Below are 14,682 nucleotides of genomic sequence, written 5' to 3'. Positions count from 1 at the left end.
TAAAGATGAGACGAATCATCCTTGATACAGATATTGGGACAGATGTAGATGATGCTATGGCACTGACTCTGGCCCTACGGTCCCCGGAATTGAAGCTGGAGGCAGTGACCACTGTTTATGGGGATGTGGATCTACGTTCACGAATGGCGCTGAAACTTATGCGCCTTGCGGGTGTAGAGAATATACCTGTCGCGAGCGGGATAAGCCGTCCCTTGTTGAGGAACCGGGAGGTTTGGTGGGCAGGTCATGAAGGGGTTGGGCTCCTGACAGAGGAAGACCAGGCACTGATGCCATCGGATATTCATGCTGTTGATCTCATAATTTCGCAAATCATGGCTAATCCCGGGGAAATCACACTGGTTCCCATCGGCCCTCTAACCAATATCGCCGCGGCGATAATCAAAGAACCCAGGCTTATCGAAAACGCGGCTGGCATCGTCATGATGGGAGGGGTCGCCAGGATCTTTGATAACGCCCCGCTCCTTCCGCCAATCGAGCATAACATCAAATGTGATCCTGAGGCCGCAGCTGTTGTGTTTGAATCTGGAATTCCAATTACCATGGTTGGCCTTGATGTGACTGTGAAAGTAAAGATCAACAGCACACATCTGCAGCGTATAAAGGAAACGAATACACCTTTGACAGATGCCCTGGGGCGAATGATTGAAAAATGGTGGGAATTTATCGGAACAAATAGCAGCCCAATGCATGACCCATTAGCAGTTGCCACCTGCATATCTCCAGACCTGATCAAGACATTGAGCTGCAAGGTTCTCGTGGAAACTCAGGGTAAGCATACTACCGGACAGACCCTGGCCATTCCCGATGTAGAATCTAGGATCAGGGTAGCCTCAGATGTGAATAGCAACGAATTTTTGAATATACTCATGAGCCGGGTATGCCAGAACAGCGACTCATCTACCTGAGACAGCCCTGGCTGACCGGTCTCGGGGGCCTCGAGCGATGCTGTCTCTTAGCCTTTGAGCGCCCCCTGCAACCCCCCTATAAAATATCTCTGAAGCGCAAGGAACATGACAATAACAGGAATGATGGAAATGACGCCACCAGCCGCAATGTAACGGAAATTAAACGAGAACATCCCCTGCAGGTATTGCAGCCCCGCGGCCATCGGATATTTGTCCGGGTCCTGTAGTACTACTAAAGGCCACAAAAATGTCCCCCAAGAGGATATACCATACCGTCCGCCTTAGCATGGGATACCATTGAGATCTACGCCCCGCAGCTAAGTGATTCAATAGTACCTCAAGCCTCCTTTCGACATAACGCGGAAGTTGGCGACTGTAAAGATCAGGACAACCACGCCCAGAATCAGGCTTATAGCCGCCGCGTACCCAAATCGATAATTCTCGAAGGCCTGTTGGTAGATATAAAGCCCTGCAACAAGAGTCTTATTCATGGGCCCGCCTTTCGTCATGACAAATACCTCGTCGAATACGCGTAATGCCCCCATAGCTGATAGCGTTGAGCAGATGACTATAGAAGGCTTTAAAAGGGGCATCGTAAGAACTCCTTTCCCTTTGGGCCGAATTGTCGCACCCTCCGACTAGCCCTTTCTCTGATAATCACCTTTCACGAAATGATAAATGTCCTCATAAAACTCCCGTTCCACCGGATCATCATTATGATAGAGCCTCTGGATGCCACCTCCCCCGATGAAATAGGCACACGATCCATGCATATAACCATAGTCAACGCCGCCATTTAGATAATCACGGAACCTCTTGTGTCTTTCGGCGCCAACGGCAATTGGTTCGTCCAGCTCAAAGTAATATTCCAACTCAAATCCTGCATTGCGTGCTCTGGCCGCTTCAGCGCCCTCTCTTACGCCTTTGATGGCCTTGTAAAACATATAATTCGGCTGGAGCCAGGCGCAGTCAAAATAGTAGTTCTGATAATCATCCAGCAAGTGGACATTGTAGCTTGCCCAGAACGGGATCCAAAACATCTTATACCCTTTCCCATTGACATGCCGGTGTAATTCCTTGAGTAAATAGTGATCGTCCACGTCCCAGCCTCGATATACGGTCTCAAAGACCCAGTAGAATCCCAGGAGATGGATGTTCTTATAAGCAGCTGCTTCAAAACGCCTGATGGCTTCATCAACGAACCACTCAGCGGCTTCAAGCCGGTCCAATGTGGCGCGCATGAGATTCTGGCCGAGCACAGAGAAATTGAGAATCTTGCCATTTGGTTCAAGGCGACCGAAGCGAGCCTGGTTGATTCCGGGATAGGGCATGCTTATGATGACGTTATGCTTATACTGGCGCACAGGAAGCTTGGACTTGAGGCGTTCAATTGTCTTATCCATGGCATCAAGGAAAATGCCTGGCTGGAACAGAGTCTCGAGAATCTCATCCCAATCTGCCTTGGTAGATGGGTTCGGACAAGGAATCGCGTAGAAATCACCTTCGCCTGACATGGTCGTCCCTCTATTCCAGTCTGCGCCGATAGAATTCCCGGAGTAAGGCCGTATACCGATCTGCAAAGTGTCAAAGAACCAATCGTCGGGCTCATCTGAGCTATTAAGATGCGCGAGTTGGTAGATTAGCTCTCTCTCTGTCAGCGGCTGGCTACGGCTACCGCCCGTCAGCATCACATGCCGCATTCCATTGAATCCCTCTGCGTTCTGGGGGAAATATCCCATATGGTCCACCTAGCCTTTCAATATTGGAATCCGGATATATGAAATGGAAAACTAAAGTAAAGGATATTTTTCGCTATCACTATATTTATACGACAAAATCTTTCATTTTCCCGCTATTAATATAGCATGATCTGGAAGATATTTTCAGACCAGCAAAATACAAGGAGGCCGCCATCCGCCGGCAAGAATAGTGACATTCTCTCAATGCCGGCGTTGGCGGCCCTCGATCTGTGGATCCTCGGGCTCGCTTCCGAAATGCTATCTATACTCATGTGACTAGAGAAATTATTGACGCAAAGAGAATTGGCCGGAGGATCAATAGCCAAGCTTTTTGTATTCCTCGAGCTCTCTCTGGTTTGCCTCCTCACCGCCGTCCATGTTGATGCTTTTATACACATGCGGGGTGAGCCCGCGGCTTATCAGCTCCTCGGTCAGGGCGGCGCACAAGGCCCACGCCACGCAGGCGGCTCCGATTCCAGAAGCTGGACACATCGGGCCACTGAGCCCATCAATGGCGAGAAGAGCGTCTCCGAAGGGGGCGCAATTGTCAAGGACATCATCTACTGCCTCAAATAACCTCTTCCCTGAGGGATGATTTGATGAAAGCCTGCTCGAATAGGAAAGCGAGGTAAGTCCTACTGTATAGATTCCCCGCCTTTTGGCCTCTATGGCGAGCTCTATGGGGAATATCTGCCTGCCGGAGACAGACCCGATGATCAGCGCGTCGCCTTCCTTTACGCAGGAATAGTCCAGCACAAGCGGGGCGAGCCCTAGTAGCCTTTGCGAGGATGTTACATTCTTTTCTCTCTGAACCGCCGGGTTATCTACGGTGAATTGAAATCGCAGCGGAGTGAGCAACATCAACCCTCCTGCCCGGCCGATGAGCTCACTCGATAGCATGTGACCACTATCATAAATATGAATCACATGCCGCTGCTCAACGATATTAGCGAGTTTCTTGGCCACATTTCCAATGGATTGTTTCTGTGATTGCCTGATCTTATTGACCAACTCGCTTATTGCATCAAAATATCTATCAACACTCATGAGTTCCTAACCTCCGATTCGTGTCATTCTGAGGGTCAAAACATCCATCACCAGCGTTCCGCTAAGATCAGCCCGCTCTTTCCCCTCAATGTGCGCTCCCCTGCTTTATCTCCGCCACAAACCATTTTGTGATAACAGTCGGCGCCGTGATGGCTGTTCCCACTACGACAGCGATGGCCCCAGCTTCTATCGCCTTCCTTGCCAGGGCGGGGGTAACATAACGTCCCTCCGCTATGATTGGGACTGGCAAGCTGGACGCAAGCTCTTGGACGAGGTCTATGTCGGGTCCGGATGCGGGGCGTGAATAGCTGGTATACCCGCTCAAAGTGGTGGCCACAAAGTCAACGCCCAGCTCATATGCGCGGATTCCTTCCTCGCAGGTAGAGATATCCGCCATGACTGGCAAACCTAATTCATCATGGACGAATTTGATCAATGATTCAAGGGTTTCTCCATTGGGCCTCTGTCGCGGTGTCGCATCCATGACGATGACATCGGCCCCAGCATTTGCGCTAGCCTCAGCCTCGCGTCTTGTTGGCATGATATAGACATCCGACCCATCATACTTCCTTTTATGACAATCAAAGAGTGGTAGGTCTACCACCCTTTTGATGGCAGCAACATCCTCAGGGCCATTGGCCCGGATTCCAACAGCGCCGCCAATCTTGGCGCATTGGGCCATAGCCGCCATAAAGGTAGGGCCATGCAAAGGGCTATCAGGACCAGCCTGACATGAGACGATCAGGCCACCCCGGATTTTCTCAACGATGTCCTTAACTCTGCTCACTTTTCGTCATTCCTTCCTGGATCTTCTCGATATTGATAATCGAAGCGCTCTGCCTCAAAGCTTCGATTACATCTGATGTAATGGCGACTCCAGCCAATCTCAATGCCCGTATGACCGCCCCAATGACAGGTGGAAAAATGGCAGGGCTTATCTCCGCCTTCGGGAATTCATGTCGTATAGCCCTAACAAACGAGTCCACCAGCCAGGGGCCCGCCTTAAAGACCCCTCCTGTGTAGAAAATGGGCAGGACGGCGCCATTTTGAAAACTTTCTATCCCCAACTTACGCTGGACAGCCAGAGCATAGGCCGCCAGATCTTCACCGGCTTCTATCAGTAGTTCTTGCGCTACAAGATCACCTTCCCGAGCGGCTCTGGCTACCAAATTGGATAGCCGCGAAAGCTCATGGCGGGCGATAGCCCCGGAGTAAATTCGCCATAGGAAATCTCTTATGCTTTTTGTGCCTGTCGCCTCGAGGATCAATTCCTCAAGGATAGTCTTTTCGCCACGCCCATCACGGGCCCGGCAACAGGCGATGGCCGCGCGCCGGCCGATATCGTAACCCCCTGCCTCATCCCCCAGATATCCCCAGCCGCCAATGATAAGTTCCTGCCCATCTTTATCTAACCCACGGGCGACAGTGCCTGTGCCGGCCAGCACTACAATAGACGGATCATCGAGGGATGCGCCTGTACAGGCAGCCCAGATATCGCCCTCGACAACAAGACGCTTCGCATTGAATACCTCACGTACCAGCGCTCCGACAGCGTCGCTGGCGCCAGTCATGGCAAAATACCCGGCCTCAAGGGGCTCGATATTTCCCGGGAAATCTCCCAGTCCCAGCTGAACCCGGCAACTCTCTAGAGTTCTCCTCAATCGCTCCACCCCGCCCGGTTCCTTGATATGATTTGCCGGACCTCCCCGGCCAACACCAAGGATGTTACCACCTAAATCGGCGACAGCGGCAATGGTTGACGTCTGCCCCCCATCCATTCCTATTACAAATGATTGTACCACTTTGCCTCACTCATCCTTTGGTTTCATGCATTTACTAGGATGACCTCGATGCCATTTTCATCGAAGAATCTCTCGTATTCTGGCAAAACTGGGGAATCCGTTATCACATAATCTATTTCGCGCAGTGGCGCTATGGATACAAAACGCTCAAAATTGAACTTGCTATGGTCTACGCACAGATAAACCCGGCGCGCGGACGAGATCATTGCAGCTCTGACCTGCGCCTCCAGCAAATGCGAGTCAGTCAACCCCTTAGCAAGAGACAAACCTGGCGGCGAAATGAATGCCTTGTCTACATACAATTTCCTAATGGTCTCCTCCGCAATGGGTCCTGTAAAGGTCGAAATTGAATGTCTGAGCGCTCCCCCGCTTGAAATGAAGGAGATATCTTGATACCGGCTTATCTCCACCAAGATTTGGCCAGCTACATTACTCACAATGGTGAGATCTTTCTTTCTCTCTAGATATGGCAGAGCACTCCATACTGTCGTGCTGGCGTCAAAAAAAAGAGTATCGCCATCCTGAATGATCTCTGCAATCTTTTTGCCGATCTCTGCTTTGATGCCCCTCAATAGATCTTCCCTGGTGCCAAATGAGAGCTCATAATTCGTATGGCGATCTGGCAACTTCGCTCCACCGTGTATTCTAATGAGCTTTCCCTCTGCCTCGAGTTGAGTAAGATCCTTGCGGATTGTAGGAGCAGAGACTCCTAATGCCTCTGCAAGTGAACTCACTTCCACAAACCCGTTCTTTGAGATTATCTCGAGAATCTTGAGATGCCTTTCAGTGGAGATCAAGGGCCACACCATCCCGAACGAAATATGATATTGAATACAGTTTTCGTTATAAATATATTTATACACCGATATACACCAAAACTTTTCTTTTTCCTGCTTATGAAGTTCATTTAAATGGGGGATGATCTTCGAAATACAGAGCTCTTGATCGGGTTAAGAGGGGGCGTCGGCTGAGGAAAAGAGCCTTTTGACACCCCTCCCAACTAAACCGCTCCCCTAATTCCCCCCCGAGGTCCCAGAACTTCCTCAAGATCCCCGGCAATCAATTGTCAGAGAGACTGTCCATCTAGAAATGCAAAATGCTTGCACCTACTCGCCGACTTCATCAGATGGTATCGCCATGGAGACATCATCGATTACTCCACCTTATCACCCTTATTGCGTTCGAATATCCTGAGCACTTCCATAGGCAGCGGGAAGAGAATGGTTGAGTTACGTTCGACGGCGATCTCAGCCAACGTTTGCAAATAGCGGAGCTGCAAGGCCGATGGTTCTGCTGACATTATATGTGCCGCTGCAGCCAATTTCTCTGATGCCTGATATTCGCCATCAGCCGCGATGATCTTAGCCCGGCGCTCCCTTTCCGCCTCAGCCTGTTTGGCCATTGCGCGTTTCATCGTCTCGGGGAGTTCGACCGCCTTGATCTCAACTGCGGATACCTTGACACCCCATGGATCGGTTGCTTCATCGAGGAGCTTCCGAAGCGTCTCATTTAATTCAGCACGCTTTGACAGCATATCGTCAAGTTCATGTTGCCCCAAAACCGAACGTAGAATGGTCTGGCCGAGCAAGGTGGTGCTGCTCACATATTCCGCCACCTTGACAACTGCCAGGACTGGATCGAAAACATTGAAATACACGACTGCATCTACCATGACCGGTACATTATCTTTAGTGATGATCTCTTGCTTGGGTACATCGATGGTAAATGTGCGAAGGTCGATTTTCCTTACCTGATCGATTCCGAAGGGAAAGATCACATTCACGCCAGGCTTTAATACGCCGACCTGCCGTCCAAACCTGAATAGCACGCCTCTCTGATACTCTGTGATTATCCTGACCATGCTTGGCAGGAATATGAGCGGAATCAGCATGTATAAAACAAACGCAGGACTATAAACAAGCTGCAGGCTAAAGAAGGTCCAAATGAGACCCGTGCCCAATAGAAAAGCAAAGACCGTCATGGCGCGAGTATAGAACGCGAGGCCGATCCATAATACCCACCATACAACCACAAGCCACCGGATTACTGAAAACAACGTGAATAGTTCTGCTGGCATTTTGTCTGTCGCCTGGTTAGAGACGCCTGATGTTTTCCGGCAAACTGCGCCAGCTGGCACCTTCCAGCCTCTCTATAGCCAGGCTTTCACTCCTTTCTGATTTGGTCTATGGATCAGGATCCTTTTGAGTATAGCATATCAATATCATGGTGTAATGCCAAATTTAGTATCTGATCTGGGGGACACATGACTTCTTATTGAACCAGAAGATGAATTTGTTGGTAACATATTTCCCCACACCATGCTGATGCCTTGGTACAACGAGACTGTCACAGGGGGTGACGAATATTGCGTCGCCCTTGAACGCAGCCTGACAAAATCATCGCCAGCCTCGCCATCATCTTGACTAGAATATCGTCAGCCTTGCCCCCAGTCTGATCGAAATATCGCCACCTTGACCCAATATATACCATAAACTGTATTATACTGGATAATCACCTCCTTAAATCTTCCAATCTGGATACGAGATGGCGAGGATTTCACCACCCGGGGGCGAAGACTGGCGGCATTGCCGCCACCTCTCAACGAAACCTGACGAGATTTCAGCCACCTGTAGGTAAGACCTACCCAGGATCTCCCAAAATCGACCCAGCCTGGCGACCATTTCGCCACTTCTGAGGGGGGGCTGCCGAAACCCTCGCCATCTTCACACAAAACTCATTTAGACATTATGTGCCCAAATTTCAAGATTTCGTCGCGTAGCCACCATGATGGACCGCAGTGTGAAGGTCCTGGAAAGGCGTTATCCAGGAGATTTGCAGGACTCTTGCCGGGAGATAGCGAAGGAATTAACTTAGATAAGGAGGCCATGAACCATAAGTTTAAGGGCGCCGGCCAGGCATTACCCAAGGGGCTGCAGGGTTCTGGCTCGGTAATGACGAAGAGATCGGCTTCGTTGATAGCGTCTCTTTTGATCCTGACGGCGCCAATAAGAAGCGGTCATGGAGGGTCGATTGATGAGCTATTTTGTCGGAATCGATGCTGGCACTTCCAGTTGCAGGGCAGCTGTATTTGATGAAAATCTACACCTCATCACGATCCATTCAAGGGAGTATCCGCTCATGGTATCTGCCGACGGGGGAGCGGAACAGGACCCCGAAATTGTCGTAGAGGCAGTTTCGTCTACCCTTGCAGAATGCTTGAATCAGAGTGGTATTTCCCGGGAAAAGATCGAGGCGATCTCCTTCGCAGGCGTGATGCATGGCTTTTTGGCTCTTGATAGAGATGGACAGGCTCTGACGAACGCTATAACATGGGCGGATTTGAGGAGCGCGGAGCAAGCGGCCGCTCTCAGACGTAGAGTCGATCCAATGGAAATATATAAACGTACCGGGTGCCCCATTCATGCCCTTTATCTGCCTGCCAAGATCCTTTGGCTCAAGGAAACACGGAGTGAGATCTTTGATTCGGCCTGGAAGATATGTTCGCTCAAGGATTACATAATCTTCCGACTGACCGGACATCTTATTTCCGACCTTTCAATAGGCGCAGGCAGCGGGCTGCTGAATATCCATACTCTCACATGGGATCAAGAGGCGCTTAGTCTTGCGGGAATCGACGAAGATCGACTCCCTATCCTTGCGCCTACCACCCATCAGGTACATGGGGTGAAGCCAGAGAAGGCATCTGGAATGGATTTTTTAAAGGACACCCCCATCGTTATCGGGGCTTCGGACGGCACCTTATCCAACCTCGGCTCAGGGGCGGTGAAACCAGATCAGTTCGCAGCATCTGTAGGAACCAGCGGGGCGATAAGGACTTTCGCCACAACCCCGAAATTGGATCCAAAGGCCAGGACATGGTGTTACTATCTTCATGACAATATATGGGTACCAGGAGGCGCCACCAACAATGCCGGTAATGTGCTGAGATGGATCCGCGATAACGCTGGACTTTCCATTGTCGAGGATGCTAGAAGAAATGGTGAGGACCCTTATGCTGCTCTCTCGAGATGCGCATCCGAGGTCCCCCCTGGAAGTGAAGGCCTCATATTTCTGACCTTTCTGGCTGGGGAAAGATGCCCCAACTGGAATGCCCGATCTAAAGGGGTCCTTTTCGGACTAAATCTCACTCACACTTATAGGCATTTGGTCAGGGCTGCGATGGAAGGCGTAATATTCCAGTTATATGGCGTATTTGAAGCCTTACAAGAGCATTGCGGATCACCCCGGGAAATAAGGGCTTCAGGTGGGTTTGCCAGGTCGCGTGAATGGCTCCAGATAGCCGCGGATATCTTTGGATGCCCTCTTTCTTTACCGTCCGTGACGGAAGCAACAACCGCAGGCGCAGCTATCCTTGGCATGATCTCTACGGGTCATATTCGGACAATTGATCAGGTGAAAGAAATGATACCCGTGAAGTCTGTAATCGAACCAAGGCGTGAATTCCATGAGTTATATATGGAGATATATGATCAGTATAAGAGGATATATGAACATCTCGGACCGGAATTCGTCGGCTGAGGTTTAATTGTTCGTTATAGATTGCCAAGCCAAAAATCAAAATATGGGCTAACCATGTTTGGCGCATCTAACAGTAATTGCATGATGACATGGCTCTGAATGCAAGGTGAGCGAAGGGAGACTGCAGCGGAGGCCGCTGCTCCAAATTGGCGGCCGCTGCGAATGCAATGAGAGACATTCCTGAGGCATCTGACTATTCTAAGGCACTGATCAAAGTTCATCTGGCGTCTCTGGGCATACCTTACGATGATATGTCACGACCCCTGGTGGGAATCGTAAATAGCTGGAATGAGATCGTTCCAGGACATCTTCCGCTCAGGGAAGTCGCGGATCGAGTCAAGGCGGGTGTACGACTCGCAGGTGGGGTTCCGCTCGAATTCAATACTATAGCAATCTGCGATGGAATAACCCAGGGGCACGCAGGCATGCGATATCCCCTTCCCAGCCGTGACCTCATTGCTGATTCCATAGAGGCTATGGTGAACTCTCACAGGATCTTCGATGGGCTCGTCTTCATTACGGCTTGTGATAAGATAATACCAGGGATGTTGATGGCTGCCGCAAGGCTCAATCTCCCTTCAATTTTCGTGACCTCGGGGCCGATGCAGTCTAGCACCGATGCGGCCCATCGCAAGAATATTAGAAAACAATTCCTTCAAGGGCAAATGGATGAAAGGACATTCGTGCAGGAGAGCCTTGGTTTCTATTTTACCCCAGGTGTGTGTCCATTCCTTGGAACTGCCATTACTGGCCTTATAATATGCGAAGCCTTGGGGATCATGCCGATTGGTACATCTCTCATTCCTAATGGCACGAACCTGCGCTTTCAGGCAGCAGAAGAGGCGGGCAAGCGAATTATAGGTATCATAAATGAAGGATTAACGCCATCCAAGATCCTGACCAAGAATGCATTCTATAATGCCATAAGGGTGCTCATGGCCATCGGTGGTTCACTAAACTGGATCCTTCATCTTCCTGATGTCGCAAAGGAGGCGGGGATCGAAATCACCTGGGATGATTTCGACAGAATAAGCCGGGATACACCTCTTCTCACGGAGGTCACTCCCAATGGGCCATATAGTGCGACAGATCTTTACCGTGCGGGAGGTGTGCCTGCAATAATGGCTGAGCTCGGCGACCTCCTCGAATTGTCTCAGCCCACTGTTGACGGGCGGCATTTGGGCCAGGCCGTTTCCAACGCTCGAATTCTGGGTAAGAACATCATACACCCTGCCTCATCGCCGGTGAGTTCTGAAGGTGGAATTGCCGTCCTCAAAGGAAGTCTTGCTCCAGACGGCGCCCTCGCTAAAGTGTCGGCCACCCCTGAGGAACTCAGGACTTTCTCGGGGAAAGCGCGGGTTTTCAACTCTCTTGAAGAATGTACTGCGGCAGTCGAATCAAACATCGTATCTCCGGGCGATGTATTAGTTATACGTTATGAGGGGATGAGAGGCGGGCCCGGCATGAGAGAGATGCACCGCATCACGGAGGAATCCAGTCTGCTTAGCAGGCTGGCAGTCGTGACTGATGGAAGGTTCTCTGGGGCTACTGCGGGCCTTTCAATCGGATATGTTCGGCCTGAGGCGTATGATGGAGGGCCAATAGCACTGGTGGAGGATGGTGATACTATCTTGATTGATATGCCAAACCGGCGACTTGACCTGGAGGTCCAGCCGGATATCCTTGAAAGAAGAAGGTCAAATTGGGTTCGCCTTGAAAGGCGAGGTCTTCCACCTTTCCTTGAGAAATACCGCGCCGAAAGGAAGTATTGAGAATCGTAAGAGGTGAACGGCTTGAGTGGTCTCATATTTCAAGCGCTCGGCGGAGCGTCTGAAGTTGGCGCTTCGTGCTACTACTTGGGGCTCCGGGACGACAAGAAAGGTTTTGGCATACTCCTTGACTGCGGTGTCCGGACAAAGGCGATCGGAGAAGCTTCCCTTCCGAGCTTCGGAAGACTACTCGTGCCTGAGACTCCATCTCCTGAGCTCATATCCGAAACTCCGTCGCCTGATGGAACGGGAAATCGGAGCATTCCCCAGGGTTCTGATAGCATCAGGCTCGATTCCCCACCTGATGCATTGCAGATTTCAAATGCCCTGCCCAATGGTGCTCTTGGGATGCCCGCCAATGCTCCGGTAGATCTAGTGCTCATCACCCATGCCCACCTCGACCATGTAGGTGCCTTGCCCATTGCGCGGAAGCTCTTCCCTGGAGCTAGGATATTTGCTGATAGGCCCACCATTGAATTGTCTAAACTGATGCTCGCGGACGCGGCAAAGGTGGCAGAACAGCAAGGCGCTCCCCTTTTCAGTGTATTAGACGCGATTGAATCCATTGCTATGGTGGAGCCTCTGAGCTTCGGGGAAACTATTGAAGTGGGACCTGCGAAGGTCACGGCTCAGCCTGCTGGGCATATTCTGGGTGCCGCATATTACTTGATTCAATTGGGGCCATACAGCATCCTTTATACCGGTGATATTTCCATCACCGCGCAGCACACAGTCGGACCCGCGGCGCTCCCCGCGGACGCTCACCCAGTAGACCTTGTAATCACAGAAAGCACTTACGGAAATGTGCTTCTCCCATCACGGAAGGAAGAAATACGCGCATTCGTCCTTGCGGTAAAGGATGCGCTGAATCGTGGAGGCAGAGTTCTCATTCCATCTTTTGCCCTCGGTCGTGCCCAGGAGATAATTCTGATAATATTGGGAGCTATGGTAAGTGGTGATCTCCCTCTCACAGTGCCAGTTTACCTTGATGGGCTCGTCCGGTCGGTCACCGAAGCTTTCATGCAGCTCAGTGAATTCCTCCCGCCGAAACTCTCAAATTTCATACGAAACAGTCGGCAAAATCCTTTCTTTCGCGACCCTGTAAAGGTGGTCACATCTAGCGAGGAACGCAGGAAGATCATAGAGGAAAAAAGCCCGGCCATCATCATCGCCTCTAGTGGTATGTTGACCGGCGGCGTGTCTCCTATGTATGCCGCGAGGATCCTTGAAGAGGAAGATTCGGCCATCTTTTTCGTGGGGTATCAGGATGAGGAAAGCCCCGGAGGGCATATCCTCGACCTAAAACCAGGAGATTCAACGAAACTTGGGGAAAGCGAAATCCGGATCGCATGCTCTGTAGAGCAATATAAACTGAGCGCGCATGCCGACTATGGCGGCCTTCAGAATTTCCTCGCGCGGTTTCCAAGCCCCTTCGTAGTGCTCGTGCATGGTGATCCACAGGCCAGGGATAACCTCATGGAGGCCATCAAGGGCGATCGGGTAGTATGGAAACCCCTAAATCTTCAGATCTTCGATCCCCTTTCATTGCCTCCATGGTTGACATCAATGCCAAAGGCAATGACCACTCAGGAGAAATCCGATGAGATCCCCGAGGGAGACAGCGATTTTGAAAAGAAGGAAGGCGTAATTCCCCCGGACGGGGAATGCCCTCCAGAGAGACGCGAACCAATAAGGACCAAGAGGCAGAAGATAACAGGCTCGGTGGAAAGGCGTCCGGATGGCTCCATAGCCATAATATACCCAGCAAAGGTAGCAGAGATGTTCTCCGACATAGAGTCGCTGCGGACGGTCATCAGCCGGTCTCCGCTCAAATTGAAGATCGAAGCTGCCGCCAATCCACCAGGTGTTCAGGTATCCGAAATTGTGACTGACAATCCGGCAGTCACCCCGGGGACGGAAGAAGCCCACGGATTTGAGGACTCCAACGACGACTGCAATTAGGATGTATATCTCGCATAACTTTAGACTATTTTCTAAGATGTTGGTCGCTCGACCGGGGGTAGGGGTCGGGGGATTTTGCAATCTTTGCGCGAGGGCCGGTGAGATTGTCACCGCCTCCGCGCTCAAATCTGACTGAAAATCCGATCATCGGGCATCGCACAGCTACGCTACCTGGTCATCGTGACCTTCCTGAGCCCTCGCGGCTTGTCCGGATCGAAACCCTTCGTGATTGCCAGGTAATAGCTCAATAGCTGCATTGGCACGATGTAAAATAAAGGAGTCAGGTACTCCGGCGCCTCAACAGGCAGCCTTATAGGAATCGTTGCCTTTTTCACCAGGTCATCAACAGAACTGATTACAACCGTCTCCGCTCCGCGTTCTATGAGCTTTTCGTGCAAGCCAACCATCCCCGGATATGTCTTGCCGGGAGGCGCTATCAAAAAAGCGGGAAAGCCTGGCTCTATCAAGGCTATGGGTCCGTGGAGAAAATCCGCCGAAGAGTACGGTTCAGCGACCACATAGCAGGTTTCTTTGAGTTTCAGACTGGCCTCCAACACAGTGCAGTAGTTGAATCCCCGGCCAAGTATGACACAGTGATCCATATACCTGTAGCGTGGAGCAATAGATGCAACATAAGGTTCGACCTCGAGAGCTTGTTTGCTTTGGGCTATGGCAGACCTTAGTTCCCCAAGAAGGTCGTCTCTCCCTGCCAGGGAAAAGGACAATAGATAGATGGCCGCAAGCTCGGTCAGATATGTCTTTGTGGCGGCCACACTCTTCTCAACGCCAGCGTGACAATCAATGGTGAATTCCGCCTCGCGGGCCAACAGCGAATCCATATTGTTGGTGATGGCTACGGTACTCGCCCCGCCTCTGCGAGCACGTCTTATAACCTCAG

The 14,682-nt window shown here is 51.0% G+C and carries 13 protein-coding genes; 4 read left to right on the top strand and 9 right to left on the bottom strand.

The genetic code is table 11. From position 1 onward, the window contains the following. Nucleotides 1-5: 5 nt before the first annotated feature. Nucleotides 6-926, top strand: a complete 921-nt coding sequence (locus HPY52_08160; protein ID NPV80236.1) for a nucleoside hydrolase — start codon at nucleotides 6-8, stop codon at nucleotides 924-926. 47 nt (nucleotides 927-973) lie between these two features. Here the strand turns inward: HPY52_08160 and HPY52_08155 are convergent, their stop codons facing one another. The 8 genes from HPY52_08155 to HPY52_08120 form a co-directional block, all read right to left on the bottom strand. Then, nucleotides 974-1,171: a hypothetical protein gene (locus HPY52_08155; protein NPV80235.1), complete on the bottom strand. Its 198-nt coding sequence runs from the start codon at nucleotides 1,169-1,171 to the stop codon at nucleotides 974-976. An 81-nt stretch (nucleotides 1,172-1,252) separates the two neighbouring features. Further along, the gene (locus HPY52_08150; protein ID NPV80234.1) at nucleotides 1,253-1,519 is read right to left on the bottom strand and encodes a sugar ABC transporter permease; all 267 of its coding nucleotides are present in this window, start codon (nucleotides 1,517-1,519) and stop codon (nucleotides 1,253-1,255) included. A 45-nt stretch (nucleotides 1,520-1,564) separates the two neighbouring features. After that, nucleotides 1,565-2,674, bottom strand: coding sequence for a DUF4855 domain-containing protein (locus tag HPY52_08145; GenBank protein NPV80233.1), 1,110 nt, complete (start codon nucleotides 2,672-2,674; stop codon nucleotides 1,565-1,567). A gap of 306 nt (nucleotides 2,675-2,980) precedes the next feature. Then, complete coding sequence (locus tag HPY52_08140) at nucleotides 2,981-3,712, bottom strand: sugar isomerase domain-containing protein (protein NPV80232.1); 732 nt, start codon at nucleotides 3,710-3,712, stop codon at nucleotides 2,981-2,983. A gap of 85 nt (nucleotides 3,713-3,797) precedes the next feature. After that, nucleotides 3,798-4,481, bottom strand: coding sequence for an N-acetylmannosamine-6-phosphate 2-epimerase (locus HPY52_08135; GenBank protein NPV80231.1), 684 nt, complete (start codon nucleotides 4,479-4,481; stop codon nucleotides 3,798-3,800). 4 nt (nucleotides 4,482-4,485) lie between these two features. After that, nucleotides 4,486-5,514, bottom strand: coding sequence for a hypothetical protein (locus HPY52_08130; GenBank protein ID NPV80230.1), 1,029 nt, complete (start codon nucleotides 5,512-5,514; stop codon nucleotides 4,486-4,488). 23 nt (nucleotides 5,515-5,537) lie between these two features. Next, nucleotides 5,538-6,311 (bottom strand): DeoR/GlpR transcriptional regulator, encoded by a 774-nt coding sequence (locus tag HPY52_08125; protein ID NPV80229.1) that lies wholly within the window; start codon nucleotides 6,309-6,311, stop codon nucleotides 5,538-5,540. A gap of 356 nt (nucleotides 6,312-6,667) precedes the next feature. Then, nucleotides 6,668-7,591 carry a slipin family protein gene (locus HPY52_08120; protein NPV80228.1) on the bottom strand — a complete coding sequence of 308 codons (924 nt, stop codon included), beginning with the start codon at nucleotides 7,589-7,591 and terminating at the stop codon, nucleotides 6,668-6,670. Nucleotides 7,592-8,547: 956 nt separating this feature from the next. Between HPY52_08120 and HPY52_08115 the strand changes: the two genes are divergently transcribed. The 3 genes from HPY52_08115 (at nucleotide 8,548) to HPY52_08105 (ending at nucleotide 13,784) form a co-directional block, all read left to right on the top strand. After that, nucleotides 8,548-10,053, top strand: a complete 1,506-nt coding sequence (locus tag HPY52_08115) for a gluconokinase (protein NPV80227.1) — start codon at nucleotides 8,548-8,550, stop codon at nucleotides 10,051-10,053. A gap of 146 nt (nucleotides 10,054-10,199) precedes the next feature. After that, nucleotides 10,200-11,825, top strand: coding sequence for a dihydroxy-acid dehydratase (locus HPY52_08110; protein NPV80226.1), 1,626 nt, complete (start codon nucleotides 10,200-10,202; stop codon nucleotides 11,823-11,825). 21 nt (nucleotides 11,826-11,846) lie between these two features. Beyond that, complete coding sequence (locus HPY52_08105) at nucleotides 11,847-13,784, top strand: MBL fold metallo-hydrolase (protein ID NPV80225.1); 1,938 nt, start codon at nucleotides 11,847-11,849, stop codon at nucleotides 13,782-13,784. Nucleotides 13,785-13,951: 167 nt separating this feature from the next. Here HPY52_08105 and HPY52_08100 read toward each other — a convergent pair. After that, the coding region (locus tag HPY52_08100) for an SIS domain-containing protein (protein ID NPV80224.1) at nucleotides 13,952-14,682 on the bottom strand (731 nt) is incomplete at its 5' end.

The organism is Bacillota bacterium, from assembly GCA_013178415.1.
In the GTDB taxonomy this organism is placed as follows: Bacteria; Bacillota; SHA-98; order Ch115; family Ch115; genus Ch115.
Note: the sequence above shows the minus strand (reverse complement) of the source record. Positions and strands in the feature narration are given on the sequence as shown.